Consider the following 14,135-nt stretch of genomic DNA (forward strand, 5'->3'; position numbering starts at 1 on the left):
TTATGATTTATCAAATGTGCTAAAAAAATCGATAATGCTATGCAGCGCTTTGGCGCGCATTGCATCTTTCTCAAATAAAATTTCGTGGTAAGCGCCTTCGATTACCAACGGCGTTTCGCCCGCGCAGGGATGTCCTGCCGCAGCGCGCAGCGCGCAATAGCGGTCCTGAGCGCGATTATCCACCACCCGGTCGTCCTGCGCCTGAACCAATAGCGTGGGCGTTTGCATTGCCCCGGCACCGGCCAAAACCTGCTCACCGGCAAGAATGCCTTCCCGCACCCAATGATAGGTAGGGCCGCCCACTCGTAGCTGAGGGTCGTCTGCGTAAAAGCGCAAATTGCGCCGATAGCGCTGGCGGCTGTGCGTCAAAATGTTGAGCGCAAACGGCAGCGCCTGCCAGCGCCCGGTCCCCACCGCGTAGCCTTCACGAATATGTGGCCGCTCTTCGGCCCAGTCCAAAATATGGCGCACGACCCACTCCGGCAGGCGCAGTACAATGCCAAACATCGGCGCACACAGCGCCACGGCGTCAAACGCCTGAGGATTACGCTGCAAAAAGAGCGAAGTGATTGCTCCGCCCATCGAGTGTGCCAGCGCGTAGCGCCGCCGCCACGGACCTGGTGCGATTTCCTGATGCCAGAGGCGTTCTAAATCATCCACATAATCGCTAAAATGCACGACGTGCCCGCGATGAGTGTCAGAGAGCATCCGCCCGGAGCGGCCCTGCCCGCGATGATCGATAATCAGCACGTCAAACCCACAATAGAACAGGTCATATGCCAGTTCGGCATATTTCACATAGCTTTCAATGCGCCCGGGGGAAACCAGAATAACGCGGTCGTGCCGCGGCGCGTGGAAGCGAACAAACCGTACCGGTATGTCGTCAACGCCCAGCAGCTCGCACTCCTCGCGCTGCCGCCAGAAATCCATTAATGGGCCGGTAGTGAACGCCGCAAACGCGTCTTCTCGCGTGAGCCAGTCGGTTGTCTGTTGAGATGCGGGCATGCCTGCGCCTCCACGCGCGAACATTGGTACAAGGATAATTGACCAAACATCAAACCAGAGTGCATTGTGGCATAAATACGCAGGCGGCGGGAACCGTACACTTTTATAGCACCCGGCAGCACGCATTTAACGCCGCATTGTCAGACACGCTGCGTTCGCGCCAGTTTTTAGGCGGGCGCGGACGGCAATTCGGGCAGACGGGCCGTTAGCGGGAAATAATCAAATGGATACCAAACCCGGCAAACAGTACGCCGGCAACGCCGTCTATCCACTTTGCGAGACGCTGGTAGCCGCGACGCATGGTTGGGAGTGCAAATAGGCTTGCCACCAGCGAAAACCAGACGAAAGTTTCCAGCGCAATCAGAGCAAAAAGCCCACCGCGCGCCGCTGCGCCTACGTCATCGCCCACAAACAGCGAAAATATACTGCCGAAATAGATAATGGCTTTGGGGTTGGAGAGATTGGTCAGCAGCCCTTTCGCAAAACTGCGTCCGCTGCGCGCCAGCGCTACCGGCTGCGCATCAGTTGTCTCAGGCGCGCCTTTTTTTAGCGCACCGCGCAGCATCTGGTAGCCCATCCAGCACAGGTACAGCCCGCCGCCAACCATAATCAGGGTATGCAGCCACGCCATTTTCGCAAGAATAAGATGTAGCCCCAGCAGCGCAACGCCAGCCCATACCATAACGCCGCAGGTTATCCCCAGAACGGCCATCATCGCTTCTTTACGCGAGCGGCTTATCGCAGTTTGGGAGACAAAAAAGAAATCAGGCCCGGGGCTCATTAGCGCGATAATCTGCACCGCCGCCACCGTCAAAAATAGCATTAACATAAGTACGCTCGGAAGGAAAAATCGAAACAGGCAGGCGTTATCCTGGCACGTTTAGCGCGCGCAAACCAGCGTCACGGCTTACTCATCGTCACCGTCGACGTGCTGGCGAATCAGGGTCATAAACGGCGCGCCAAACCTTTCGAGCTTGCGCGTACCTACGCCGTTTACGCTAAGCATTTCGCCGGGGCTGAGAGGCAGTTGCTCCGCCATTTCAATCAGCGTCGCATCGTTAAATACAACGTAAGGCGGAATATTTTCTTCATCCGCAATGGCTTTGCGCAGCTTACGCAGCTTTGCAAAGAGCCTGCGATCGTAGTTACTGGCCATGACCCGCTGATTAACGCGCGGTTTCAGCGCCTGCACGCGCGGTACCGCCAGTTGCAGCGGCGTTTCGCCTCGCAGTAGAGGACGCGCCGCTTCGGTAAGCTGCAGCGCCGAATGGTGCGCGATATTTTGTGTTACCACTCCGAGGTGAATAAGCTGACGGATGACGCTGACCCAGTGTTCCTGGCTGTGATCGCGCCCAATGCCGTAGACCGGCAGTTTCTCATGCTGCAACTCGCGAATACGCTGATTGTTAGCGCCGCGCAGCACCTCAACCACATATCCCATCCCAAAACGCTGATTAACGCGATAAATAGTCGATAGCGCCTTTTGCGCATCCACCAGTCCATCGTAACGCCGGGGAGGATCGAGGCAAATATCGCAGTTTCCACACGCCTGCTGGCGGCTTTCGCCGAAATAATTTAGCAATACCAGGCGGCGGCAGGTCTGCGCTTCGGCGAAGGCGCCCATCGCATTGAGTTTATGCCGCTCAATATCCTGAAGCTGTCCGGGCGGTTTTTCCTCAAGGCAGCGGCGCAGCCACGCCATATCCGCAGGATCGTAAAACAGCATCGCTTCCGCAGGCAGGCCATCGCGACCGGCGCGACCGGTTTCCTGATAATAGGATTCGATATTACGAGGGATATCAAAGTGGACCACAAAGCGCACGTTGGGTTTATTAATGCCCATCCCAAACGCCACCGTGGCAACCACAATTTGGATATCGTCGCGCTGAAACTTCTCCTGCACGTCGGCGCGGATGGCGTTGTCCAGCCCGGCGTGATAAGCGCCAGCGCTAATACCGCGGCTTTGCAAACGGGCGGCGGTATCTTCCACTTTGGCCCGGCTGTTACAGTAGATAATCCCTGATTTTCCGCGCTGTTCCTGTACATAGCGCATCAGTTGTTCCATCGGCTTAAATTTCTCCATCAGCATGTAGCGGATGTTTGGCCGATCGAAACTGCTAATTTGGATAAAGGGATCGTGAAGCCCGAGCAAACGTGCAATGTCCAGCCGCGTGGTATCGTCTGCGGTAGCGGTTAGCGCGATAAACGGCACCTGTGGCAAACGCGCGCGCAATTGCCCCAGCGCCGCATATTCCGGACGGAAATCATGCCCCCACTGCGAGATACAGTGCGCCTCATCGACGGCCAGTAACGATAGCCGCCACTGGCTCAGCCGCTCTATCATGTTGTCCATCATCAGGCGCTCAGGTGCGATATAAAGCAGCCGGATTTCCCCGCTTCGGCAGCCGTCCATCACCGCAAGCTGCTGCTCGCGGCTCTGCGTCGAATTCAGACAGGCGGCGGCCACGCCGTTCGCCAATAGCTGATCGACCTGATCTTTCATGAGGGAAATAAGCGGAGATACCACCACCGTTAGTCCGTTCAGTACTAACGCGGGTATCTGATAACAGAGAGATTTACCGCCGCCGGTAGGCATCACGACCAGACAGTCGCGCCCCGACAGTACGGTATTGATAACGGTTTGCTGGCCCGGGCGAAATTGCTGATAGCCGAAGGTTTCCTGCAAAACCTGTCTGGCCAGCAACTCCTGATTCATAACCTCCGCCTGCGCCACATTTACCCCATTACCTAATTAGAAACAGGCGCTATTGTCAGCGCCTGCGCAAAAAACTGCAATGCCTCAAAGAATGTCGTTAAGCATAACGCCTAAACCAACGCGAGTCTGATTGAAATTGTAATCAATTAACGATTCGCCATAGCCACTATACACCTGACCGTACAGCCTGACATGCTTCGAGATGGGGTAACTGGCGCCCAGTTCCGCACCGCCGTAGCCAGTATTCCAGTTATATTGCCCCTTCGCACTGATGACCGCATCGCCCAGCGCATAACCGACTTTAAGCCCGCGTATTTGGTGATATTCGGGTTATCGTCCGTACTACCCACCACAAACCAGGGCTTAACTTCTACCTGCCAGTTGCCGTTCTGCGCCATCAGGCGCGTATACATACGATTCCAGCTGCGGGATGTCGGATCGCTGCGCCCGTTAGACTGATGGTTGTACCCAAACTCCACGTCGTGCAGAGTCCATCCGGCGAATGCATACTGCGTCGCAAATCCCAAAAATAGCTGGGGTTCATAGTTCGTTTCGCGAAACGGTGAAGAATGATCGCTATTTGAAAGCTGCCACCAGGAACGCTGCGTGTAAGAAGCGCCCAGTACGGAATTCTCGCCTAGAATGCCGCGCCACAGAGGAAAAGCGAGGCTTAGCTGAAATTTAACTTCATCTCTGCGCGCATCGTCACCCCAATCGTAGGAATGAATCGCTTTTTTATTGACGTGGTCAGTCACGGTGTACAACAGATAGTTGCTCTCATAAGGATAGAGCGTGAATGGATTCTCATGATCCTGAAGCAGGTTAGCGATTATACTGCCGCGAACGGCAGGATAATCATGCACCGTTGTCGCGATATCCTTATCTGCAAACGCAGAAAGCGGCAAAATGCCCGCAACGATAACTCCACCCAAAAGCTTGCGCATTGATAATGTTCTCCTGAACAAAAGCATAAAAGTGTGTAATTCAACCGGGAAGCATTCTAGCGGTTAAGTTTCTCCTAATTCAGGTCCTGATGTCTTAATAAATTGCAAGTTTACACTCGGCACATAAAATCAACTTATCAAAAGTAAAAATCCGCTTTCATAGAAGGCAGCATTGCTTTGATGCCCCAGTAGGGCATACCAAATTCCTTAAAAAAGTCTCTGCCAGGTCTTGTGAGATTTAAATCCCAAAACAACAAGGCAGAGCCGAAACCCGTTGATGACCACGTCCACAGGACGTGGTTTTCAGTTGGCAATAAAATATCCACCCCGGCCGGAGAAACGTCATGTCAGACGGGCTATTGAGCAATGAGGACGTACTGCAACTGGTGGGCGATATTTTTGTGTACCAGATGCCATTCAACCGCCTGTTAGGGCTAGAACTGGAGCACTTTGATAACCACCTTGCCCAACTTAGCTTTCGTCATCAGGAGACGTTAGTCGGTAACCACGCACAGCGTATTTTGCACGGCGGAGCTATCGCCGCTGCGCTGGACGTTACCGCCGGTTTAGTCTGCGTCGGCAGCGCGCTGACGCGCCATGAAACCATTGCCGAAGACGAGCTACGTCAGCGCCTGGCGCGGATGGGAACCATCGATTTGCGCGTTGACTACCTGCGCCCCGGGCGCGGCGAGCGATTTATCGTTACCGGAACGCTGCTGCGCGCGGGCAACAAAGTCGCCGTCGCCAGGGTGGAGTTACATAACGAAATGCGGCTGCATATCGCCAGCGCAATCGCCGCCTATATGGTAGGCTAAGCGCCACATTTTAGCGGACAGGATTCGTCCACAACGGGTTATTCACTATGGATGCAAAACAAACGCGCCAGGGCATCATACTTGCGCTGGTCGCCTATTTTATCTGGGGAATTGCGCCCGCCTATTTCAAGTGTATTCAGGCCGTGCCCGCCGATGAAATTTTAACGCACCGCGTTATCTGGTCGTTTTTCTTTATGATGGCGCTACTTACGCTCAGCCGACAGTGGCAAGGCGTACGCGCAATCGTTCGCACCCCTAAGAAGCTATTTGCCCTGGCGCTCTCCGCCGTGCTTATCGGCGGCAATTGGCTGCTATTTATCTGGGCAGTTAATAATCACCATATGCTGGAAGCCAGCCTGGGATATTTTATTAATCCGCTGGTGAATGTGCTGCTTGGTATGCTGTTTTTAGGTGAGCGATTTCGGCGGATGCAGTGGGTTGCCGTATTGCTGGCCGTGTGCGGCGTACTGGTGCAGTTGTGGACTTTCGGCTCCGTTCCGCTCATTGCGCTCGGTCTGGCGTTTAGTTTCGCCTTCTACGGGCTATTGCGTAAGAAGATTGGCGTTGAAGCACAGGGGGGGATGTTGATAGAAACGCTCTGGCTCCTGCCCGTAGCCGCGATTTACCTGTTTGGGATCGCCGACAGCCCTACCAGCCATATGTCGCATAATCCATGGACGCTAAACGCCCTGCTGATCGCCGCTGGCGTCATCACAACGGTTCCGCTGCTATGTTTTACCGGTGCCGCTACGCGCCTGCGCCTTTCTACGCTTGGCTTCTTCCAGTACATTGGCCCCACATTGATGTTTATATTAGCGGTAACGTTTTATGGGGAAACGCCAGGGCAGGATAAAATGGTTACCTTCGCGTTTATCTGGACGGCCTTGCTTCTTTTTATTATGGATGCGATTTATACCCAGCGCCGGGCGTGGAGAGCAGCATAGTGCAATGTACGGGGCGGCAACCGTCCGATGAGAATAAGCAGCCGGGCGGCGCGCACCCGGCGTTAGATATTGCAGCTTGCTCATAGCAAACCCATTCTGCGTTAAGCTACGTCGCAATGGGCTACTCGGTTTAATACAGTATTTCTGTTTTAAACCCGTCGCGCTTAACGCATGCCCTAAACATAGGGCTTGCGATATGAGGGATTTATCCTTCTTCACCTGCCGCCTTACGCTGCCTCTTCACGGCATCTAAATGCAAAAGCCCTTCATACGAAGGGCTTAAATGTAACCGTCACTTACGCTATTAAAGATAGAAGTGAGACAGTCCACTTTTTGCGTTTACCGGCAAAACGGCCGGCGCGAATAAAAGGAATCAGAGCCAGTTTTTACGTTTGAAGTACAAATAAGGCGCCAGCGCCGCCAAAATCATAAAAACAATGGCGCCGGGATAGCCAAAACTCCAGTGTAGCTCCGGCATAAACTCAAAGTTCATCCCATAACTGGATGCCACTAACGTCGGCGGCAGGAATACCACGGAGACCACCGAGAAGATTTTGATAATGCGGTTCTGTTCTATATTGATAAAACCCATTGCCGCCTGCATCAGGAAGTTCACTTTCTGGAATAGGGATTCATTATGCGGCAGCAGGGACTCGATATCGCGCAGGACTTCACGCGCCTGCTCCAGTTGCCCTCCCGGCAGGCGCGCTTTACGCACCAGAAAGTTAAGGGCGCGCTGGGTATCCATCAAACACAGGCGCACTTTCCAGCCGATATCTTCCTGTTCAGCGAGCTTCGACAGCGCTTCATCGTATTCATCGCCCTGCTGACCTTCCATGATAATGCGGCTCAGGTTTTCCAGGTCGCTGTAGATATTTTCAATTTCGTCAGCCAATTGCTCTATTTTAGTTTCAAACAAATCGAGCAGTAGCTCGTAAGCATTGCCATCAACCAGCATTTGGCTGCGGGTGCGCATACGGTATAAACGGAAGGCGGGAAGCTCGCGCTCGCGCAGCGTAAACAGGCGCCCGTCGCGAATGGTAAATGCGACCGTTGAGTTACCCGCGTGATCTTCGGCATCTTCATAGAAGAAGAAGGAGTGAACGTGCAGGCCGTCTTCGTCTTCAAAGAAACGCGCAGAAGCCTCGATGTCTTCAAGCTCCGGGCGCGTTGCCAGGCTTTGCCCTAGCTCGGTTTGTACGCGCTGACGCTCTTCGTCGTCCGGCTCGACTAAGTCGACCCAAACGGCGTCGCTCAGAGGGGCCGACTCGTCCACTTCCAGACGCGTCAGTCGTTTGTTTTCCAGTTGAAATGCGCTCAGCATGGCCAGGACTCCCAATCAATATATCCTGGACAGTTCGTCGGGCACGTGGAATCAGGCAGTTCCAGACCGTTCAACAATCTGGCTCAATATGCGACAAAGCAAAGCGGAGTCGCCGACAACCTCTAAGGCCATCAGCGAAGCGAGGAAAGCCTTAGGAGTTGTACCTGTGTGACAGGTCAATGAGCCAGCATCTACTGGGTGTGTCCAAGGCGAATGTCCTCTTTATGTAATCGTGCGCGCATGTTACGCCAGCCAAAAGGCAGCGTCAACATGGCAACCGGAGCTCTCGTAAAGGGGATTAGGCCGTTTCCAGGCGCGCGTAGGCGGCAACCAGCCATTTGATTCCCTGCCCCTGAAACGCGACCTGAATTCGGCAATGTTCACCCGCGCCTTCCAGATTGACGATAGTGCCTTCGCCGAATTTTGGATGCCTGACCCGCTGCCCAAGTTTATAGGGCGCATCGTTATCGACCGGGGTGCGGGAGCCGCGCGCAGGCGCTACGGGGCGGCTAACCGTGGCACGCAGGCGCACTTCTTCCAGACATTCCGGCGGCAGCTCGCCAATGAAGCGAGAAGGACGATGATACGCCTCTTTGCCGTACAGGCGGCGGCTTTCGGCATACGTTAGCGTGAGCTTTTGCATGGCGCGCGTAACGCCAACGTAAGCCAGACGCCTTTCTTCTTCCAGGCGGCCGCCTTCATCCAGCGACATCTGACTTGGAAACATGCCTTCTTCCATTCCGACGATATACACCTGCGGGAACTCCAGGCCCTTTGCCGAATGGAGCGTCATTAGTTGTACCGCATCCTGCCAGGTATCCGCCTGCCCTTCCCCGGCCTCCAGCGCCGCATGCGATAAAAACGCCTGCAGCGGCATGAGATCTTCATCTTCATCCTGATAGCTAAACTGACGCGTTGCCGTCACCAGTTCCTCCAGGTTCTCAATGCGCGCCTGCCCCTTCTCGCCTTTTTCCTGCTCGTACATCATCCATAATCCGGAATCTTTAATTACCCGATCGGTTTGTACGTGCAGCGGCATATCCGAGGTTTCGTGGGCCAGCGCATCAACTAACTCCAGAAAACGCTGTAGCGCCGCCGCCGCGCGTCCGGCAAGCGCTCCGTCCTCCAGTAGGCGTCGGCTGGCCTGCCAGAGCGTCAATTGATTATCTCGCGCCGCCTTGCGCACAACGTCCAGCGTGCGATCGCCGATACCGCGCGTGGGTGTGTTAACTACGCGCTCAAACGCCGCGTCATCATTCCGGTTCGCCATCAGGCGCAAATAAGAAAGCGCGTCTTTGATTTCCTGGCGCTCGAAGAAGCGCATACCGCCATATATGCGATACGGCATACTGGCCTGCAATAACGCCTCTTCCAGTACGCGCGACTGCGCGTTGCTGCGATAGAGAATGGCGCAGTTTTCCAGCGCTCCGCCGCCCTCCTGCCAGGTTTTTATCCGGTTAACGACAAAACGGGCTTCATCCAGCTCATTAAATGCGCAATACAGGGAAATCGGCTCGCCTTCGCTGCCGTCGGTCCAGAGATTTTTCCCAAGTCGCCCGGCGTTGTGGGCGATCAGCGCGTTGGCTGCGCTCAAAATAGTGTTAGTTGAGCGATAATTTTGCTCCAGGCGAATGGTTTTCGCACCGGGGAAATCGTTCAGGAAGCGCTGGATGTTTTCGACCTGCGCGCCACGCCAGCCGTAGATAGACTGGTCGTCGTCGCCGACGATCATTACTTTCCCGGTATCGCCCGCCAGCAGCCGTACCCAGGCGTATTGAATGCTGTTGGTGTCCTGGAATTCATCCACCAAAATATTGGTGAAGCGCTCGCGATAGTGATTCAAAATGGTGGGTTTGTTTAGCCAAAGTTCGTGAGCACGCAGCAGTAATTCAGCAAAATCAACCAACCCGGCACGATCGCACGCCTCCTGATAAGCCTGATACACTTTCAGCCAGGTTTGTTCCACCGGATTACCGTAGCTTTCTATATGCTGGGGGCGCAGCCCGTCGTCCTTTTTCCCGTTGATATACCACATCGCCTGACGGGGCGGCCACTGCTTCTCATCCAGGTTCATCGCTTTAATCAGGCGTTTCAGCAGACGTAATTGATCTTCGCTGTCGAGAATTTGGAAATCCTGCGGTAAACCAGCGTCAACGTGGTGCGCGCGCAGTAAACGATGCGCCAGGCCATGGAAGGTGCCGACCCACATTCCTCCCTGGCTGGTACCCATTAACTCGCCAATACGGTGGCGCATCTCCGCAGCGGCTTTATTCGTGAAGGTCACGGCCATAATCGAATAAGGAGAGCAGTTCTCAACCATTAATAACCAGGCGATGCGATGCACCAGAACGCGCGTTTTACCGCTGCCCGCACCGGCCAGCACCAGCATATTACTGCGAGGGGCCGCCACGGCGTCGCGCTGTTTATCATTGAGGCTATCAAGCAGGTAAGAAACGTCCATTGGCACCGCCGGGTCATGAGGGGTTGCGTATAAATGCGAGGTACCGGCCGTACGGCAGGCTCATTTCCCGGCGCGAATCACGCACACTAATAAGGAAAGAGACTTATGGCCGGCGCGCCTGTCGATAAGCGAACTCTGCGCATCCACCCCTGGAATTTTATACAGAAGATAAGAAAGGATTATATCAGCGCAGCGAGGGATGCCAACCGGGAAATTGCCAGATGGGGCAACAGTCGCGCCTTTCTGGCCTGCATCAAATTTTGCTCGCGAGACATTATCCAGCAGGCCTGCATGCCGCTGCATATCGCCCCTGCCACATCCGTATTCAGGTCATCGCCTACGTGAAGAATTTGCCCTGCCGGAAGGCCAAGGCGCTGCGCGGCGGTGTGATACATATCGCAAAACGGCTTAGCCCGGCCGTGCGGCCCGGCGCGGAGTATAAAATCGAAGTAACCATCCAGCCCAAAGCGTGCCGGATCGGCATTGCCGTTGGTCACCGCCGCCAGCGGCCATTTTTTCCCCAGCGCCGCCAGCGTATCATGCGTTTCCTGAGGGACATCTACGCGGCTGCGCCAGTTGGCAAAGTCAGCCATTGCCTCAGCGGCCCCCCGCTGCGCCTCTTCAACGGAAAGCCCTGCTTCGCGCATCAGGCGTTCCAGCGCGCGGTGACGCCATTCGGTCACATCATGATAAATTTCAGGCTCATCCTCACGCAGCGCCTGGCGCACTCGGAGCATGTCCTCACGCTGAATGCCGCTCAGGCGCGGGTGATAGCGCTGGATAAACAGTAACGTCGCCTGCTCCGTGCGCTGGATAACCGGCGCGTTATCATACAGAGTATCGTCCAGATCGAACGTCAGCGCGGCGACTGGCCCCAGCGGTCGGTAAAAATGCATTAGGATTTACCTCGTTTTGCACGCGGATGCGCAGCATCATACACCGATGCCAGATGCTGGAAGTCAAGATGAGTATAGATTTGCGTCGTCGACAGGTTGGCGTGCCCCAATAGTTCCTGGACCGCGCGCAGATCGCCGCTGGACTCCAGCATATGAGTGGCAAATGAGTGGCGGAGTTTATGGGGGTGAATATGCCCGTTTACGCCTTGTTTTATACCCCATTCAGCGAAGCGCTTCTGGACGTTTCGCGCCGATATACGTCGCCCGGTTTTTGCCAAAAATAGCGCGTCGTCCTGCGGGCCAAAAAGCTCACGCAGATTGAGCCAGCGGGCAATCCACTTAACCGCGCTGCGCCCAATCGGCAGACGGCGCTCTTTGCTGCCTTTCCCCATTACCCACACTTCCCCGCTCTCACTATCGAGATGGGCGCAGTTAATGTTCACCAGTTCGGAAAGACGCAGCCCGGCGCCATACATCACTTCCATCATGGCGCGATCCCGGACGGCAAGGGGATCGTTGATATCGATATCCAGCAAGCGGCTTACGTCATCAACTTCCATATTTTTCGGTAAGCGTCGCGCGGCTTTCGGTGCAGAAACGCCTTTCGCCGGGTTTGCCGATAACACGCCGGTGCTCACTAGCCAGTCGAGAAAGCTACGCAGTGCAGAGAGCCGCAGCGCGAGGCTTGCCGCCTCCAGGCCGCGCCGCCGGCCGCGTACCACTAATCCGCGGATCGTCGCCGCGTCGCACTGCGACCAGGCGCTGATTTTCATTTCATCAAGCTGAAGCATTAGCGTTTCGAGCTGGCGGCGATAATTTAATAAGGTAATGGGGCTAAGCTGGCGTTCTACGCGCAAGAACCGCAGATAGGCCTCAACGTCTCCTGACAATGGATTCATGGACGGCGGCGCTCAATCCAGCGTTCCAGTTGCTCAGGCAATAGTTGAGCCAGCTCGTGCAAAAGCTGGGTGCCCTGCCCGTGCTGATAATGCAAAGGGTCGCGGCTGGTAAATATGAGTACGCCAAGCTCGCCCCGGTTGCCCATTAATGACATTGCCACCGAGCCAACGGCCTTTGCCTGCGGTAAAGCCACTAATAATTCAGGGCCGTGTAATGTTCCCAGATAGTGCCTGGCGTCGCCAAAGCGCTGCACGCGCAGCGGTTCAAATGCCTGCCGATTTAATGCCAGATGCGTAAAGCTGGAAGGCGCACCGATATGCCAATATTCAGGGAAGAGGCGCAGGTAGGCGCCAGACAGACCTAAATCTTTAGCCCAGCGATGCAGGCGCGCCAGCATATCCTCCAGGTTTTCCGCCGCGCCCAGTATTTCCTGAAGCGTAAGCAGGCGTGAAAATAACGCATGATTTAAGGTCGCCTGTTCCATCAGGATATGCATATCGGCTTCAAGTTGTTCAATGCGCTTGCGCGCGCGCGCCATATGCCATTCAACTAACGATACGCTGCCGCGCACGGGATGCGGCACCTGCAATTGTTCCGCCAGTTGCGCATTGCGAATAAAGAAATCGGGATGGCGCAGCAGATAATTGCATATCACGCTGTCGTTAAGCGTTGTTGAACCCTCTTGCTGCTCTTCGGCGTTCTTCATAGTGGTATGAATCCATCGTAAACATGAGCCGCCGGGCCGGTCATATACAGCGGATGACCAGGCCCCTTCCAGGCGATATCGAGTCGTCCTCCCGGCAGGTCGACGCGTACCTGCTCAGACAGTAATCCCTGCTGGATCCCAACGGCGACGGCGGCGCAGGCGCCGCTGCCACAGGCTTGCGTTTCGCCAGCGCCCCGCTCGAAAACGCGCAGTCTAATGTATTGGCTATCCACAACCTGCATAAAGCCGATATTCGCACACTCAGGAAAACGCTCATGGCTTTCCATTAAGGGGCCGAGTGCTTCAACTGGCGCAAGGGAGATATCGTCTACCTGTATAACCGCGTGCGGGTTACCCATGGAAACCACGCCGCACAGCACCGTTTCATTTCCAGTGCGTAAAATGTAAGTCTTTTCAGCTTTATTCGCGCGAAACGGCACCTGGGACGGTTCAAAATTAGGCTCACCCATATTAACCTTCACCAAATCAGTTTCATTAACGCTAAGCACCATGCGCCCGTTGGCCGTGCTGACGTGAATATCGCGCTTATTGGTTAGCCCTTTCAGGCGCACGAAGCGCGCAAAGCAGCGCGCGCCGTTGCCACACTGAGAAACTTCACTGCCGTCGGCATTAAAAATACGGTAATGAAAATCCAGTTCGGGATCGTATGGCGGCTCGACTATCAATAATTGGTCGAAACCAACCCCTAGATGGCGATCCGCCAGGCGGCGGATTAGGTCAGGGGAAAAAAAGACGTTTTGCGTTACCGCGTCGACGACCATGAAGTCGTTACCCAGGCCGTGCATTTTAGAGAACTGCATTTTCTGCTCCATCACCGCGGTTACACGCTATACGCTAATAAATAACCTGTGTCGGGCCATCGCCCTGAACGCGATCGTTTCGATCCGGTTCCGAAGACTGTATCGTAGACTCTTGCTTTTGAACCGGCTGTACGTCCGGCGCTTTCTTATCCTGCGGGGGGAAAAACAGCGGCCCTTTCAAACCACAGCCTGCAAGGGTAAACAGTGCCAGCCCAATAGCCAGCGGACAGAAAATTTTCTTCATTCTCGGTTGCCCGTTATCATCCATTCTGCTGTCTATCATCGCAGGTGAACACCGAAAAGCAACTCCCTTTTCATCCCACTATTTCAATCTAAAATCGCTCGTCTCGTCATCACGCCCGGTTCAAAGCCTGAGCCAGCAAAACGAGGTAAAATGATTCCCTGCGATATCGTGTAAATGCAAAGGTAACCAGCCTGACTTTAATTCAAACCACTTGTGAAGAGTAAAACCCAGTCTGGCTCACTCTATAAAGTTTACAATAATTTATATAACCTTAAGGATTACACCGTTAATCTTGCCTTTGTCGCTTTGTAACGCATTTATACTGGTGCTTCATTCCGGTTTAGAACATGGCGCCATGA

General features: G+C 54.7%; 13 protein-coding genes and 1 pseudogene. 2 read left to right on the plus strand and 12 right to left on the minus strand.

Translation table 11 applies throughout. From position 1 onward, the window contains the following. The 4 genes and pseudogenes from pldB to pldA all read right to left on the minus strand — a co-directional run bounded on the left by pldB (window position 1) and on the right by pldA (window position 4,692). Window positions 1-1,005, minus strand: coding sequence for a lysophospholipase L2 (gene pldB / locus SFA31_RS02010; RefSeq protein WP_322836475.1), 1,005 nt, complete (start codon window positions 1,003-1,005; stop codon window positions 1-3). 205 nt (window positions 1,006-1,210) lie between these two features. Beyond that, window positions 1,211-1,834, minus strand: a complete 624-nt coding sequence (gene rhtC / locus SFA31_RS02015) for a threonine export protein RhtC (protein WP_322836476.1) — start codon at window positions 1,832-1,834, stop codon at window positions 1,211-1,213. A gap of 78 nt (window positions 1,835-1,912) precedes the next feature. Next, entirely contained in the window at window positions 1,913-3,739 is a 1,827-nt protein-coding gene (recQ, locus tag SFA31_RS02020) for an ATP-dependent DNA helicase RecQ (protein ID WP_322836477.1), read from the minus strand. Between the two features lie 66 nt (window positions 3,740-3,805). Then, window positions 3,806-4,692 (minus strand): annotated as a pseudogene (gene pldA / locus SFA31_RS02025) (phospholipase A). 317 nt (window positions 4,693-5,009) lie between these two features. Here pldA and SFA31_RS02030 point away from each other — a divergent pair. Together SFA31_RS02030 and rarD are read left to right on the plus strand one after the other, a co-directional pair. Further along, window positions 5,010-5,480 carry a thioesterase family protein gene (locus SFA31_RS02030; protein ID WP_322836478.1) on the plus strand — a complete coding sequence of 157 codons (471 nt, stop codon included), beginning with the start codon at window positions 5,010-5,012 and terminating at the stop codon, window positions 5,478-5,480. Window positions 5,481-5,527: 47 nt separating this feature from the next. After that, a complete protein-coding gene (rarD, locus tag SFA31_RS02035; RefSeq protein WP_322836479.1) occupies window positions 5,528-6,424 on the plus strand; it encodes an EamA family transporter RarD in 897 nt (298 codons plus the stop codon). Window positions 6,425-6,797: 373 nt separating this feature from the next. Here the strand turns inward: rarD and corA are convergent, their stop codons facing one another. The 8 genes from corA to lptM form a co-directional block, all read right to left on the minus strand. Beyond that, on the minus strand, window positions 6,798-7,748 hold the full coding sequence (gene corA / locus SFA31_RS02040; RefSeq protein ID WP_322836480.1) for a magnesium/cobalt transporter CorA: 951 nt from the start codon (window positions 7,746-7,748) through the stop codon (window positions 6,798-6,800). A 151-nt stretch (window positions 7,749-7,899) separates the two neighbouring features. After that, the gene (ysgD, locus tag SFA31_RS19015) at window positions 7,900-8,004 is read right to left on the minus strand and encodes a YsgD/CorL family protein (protein WP_416208313.1); all 105 of its coding nucleotides are present in this window, start codon (window positions 8,002-8,004) and stop codon (window positions 7,900-7,902) included. 42 nt (window positions 8,005-8,046) lie between these two features. Beyond that, a complete protein-coding gene (gene uvrD, locus SFA31_RS02045) occupies window positions 8,047-10,209 on the minus strand; it encodes a DNA helicase II (protein ID WP_322836481.1) in 2,163 nt (720 codons plus the stop codon). Window positions 10,210-10,388: 179 nt separating this feature from the next. Next, window positions 10,389-11,105, minus strand: a complete 717-nt coding sequence (gene yigB / locus SFA31_RS02050) for a 5-amino-6-(5-phospho-D-ribitylamino)uracil phosphatase YigB (protein WP_322836482.1) — start codon at window positions 11,103-11,105, stop codon at window positions 10,389-10,391. Continuing rightward, complete coding sequence (xerC, locus tag SFA31_RS02055) at window positions 11,105-12,004, minus strand: tyrosine recombinase XerC (RefSeq protein ID WP_322836483.1); 900 nt, start codon at window positions 12,002-12,004, stop codon at window positions 11,105-11,107. Before xerC ends, yigB begins: the two co-directional genes overlap by 1 nt. Continuing rightward, on the minus strand, window positions 12,001-12,711 hold the full coding sequence (locus SFA31_RS02060; RefSeq protein WP_322836484.1) for a DUF484 domain-containing protein: 711 nt from the start codon (window positions 12,709-12,711) through the stop codon (window positions 12,001-12,003). Before SFA31_RS02060 ends, xerC begins: the two co-directional genes overlap by 4 nt. Further along, window positions 12,708-13,532 carry a diaminopimelate epimerase gene (dapF, locus tag SFA31_RS02065; RefSeq protein WP_322836485.1) on the minus strand — a complete coding sequence of 275 codons (825 nt, stop codon included), beginning with the start codon at window positions 13,530-13,532 and terminating at the stop codon, window positions 12,708-12,710. The genes SFA31_RS02060 and dapF overlap by 4 nt, the downstream gene beginning before the upstream one ends. A 34-nt stretch (window positions 13,533-13,566) precedes the next feature. Beyond that, window positions 13,567-13,776, minus strand: coding sequence for an LPS translocon maturation chaperone LptM (gene lptM, locus SFA31_RS02070; RefSeq protein ID WP_322836486.1), 210 nt, complete (start codon window positions 13,774-13,776; stop codon window positions 13,567-13,569). Window positions 13,777-14,135: the final 359 nt, after the last annotated feature.

Origin of the sequence: Erwinia sp. HR93 (assembly GCF_034555055.1) — a bacterium.
GTDB lineage: Bacteria > Pseudomonadota > Gammaproteobacteria > Enterobacterales > Enterobacteriaceae > Apirhabdus > Apirhabdus apintestini.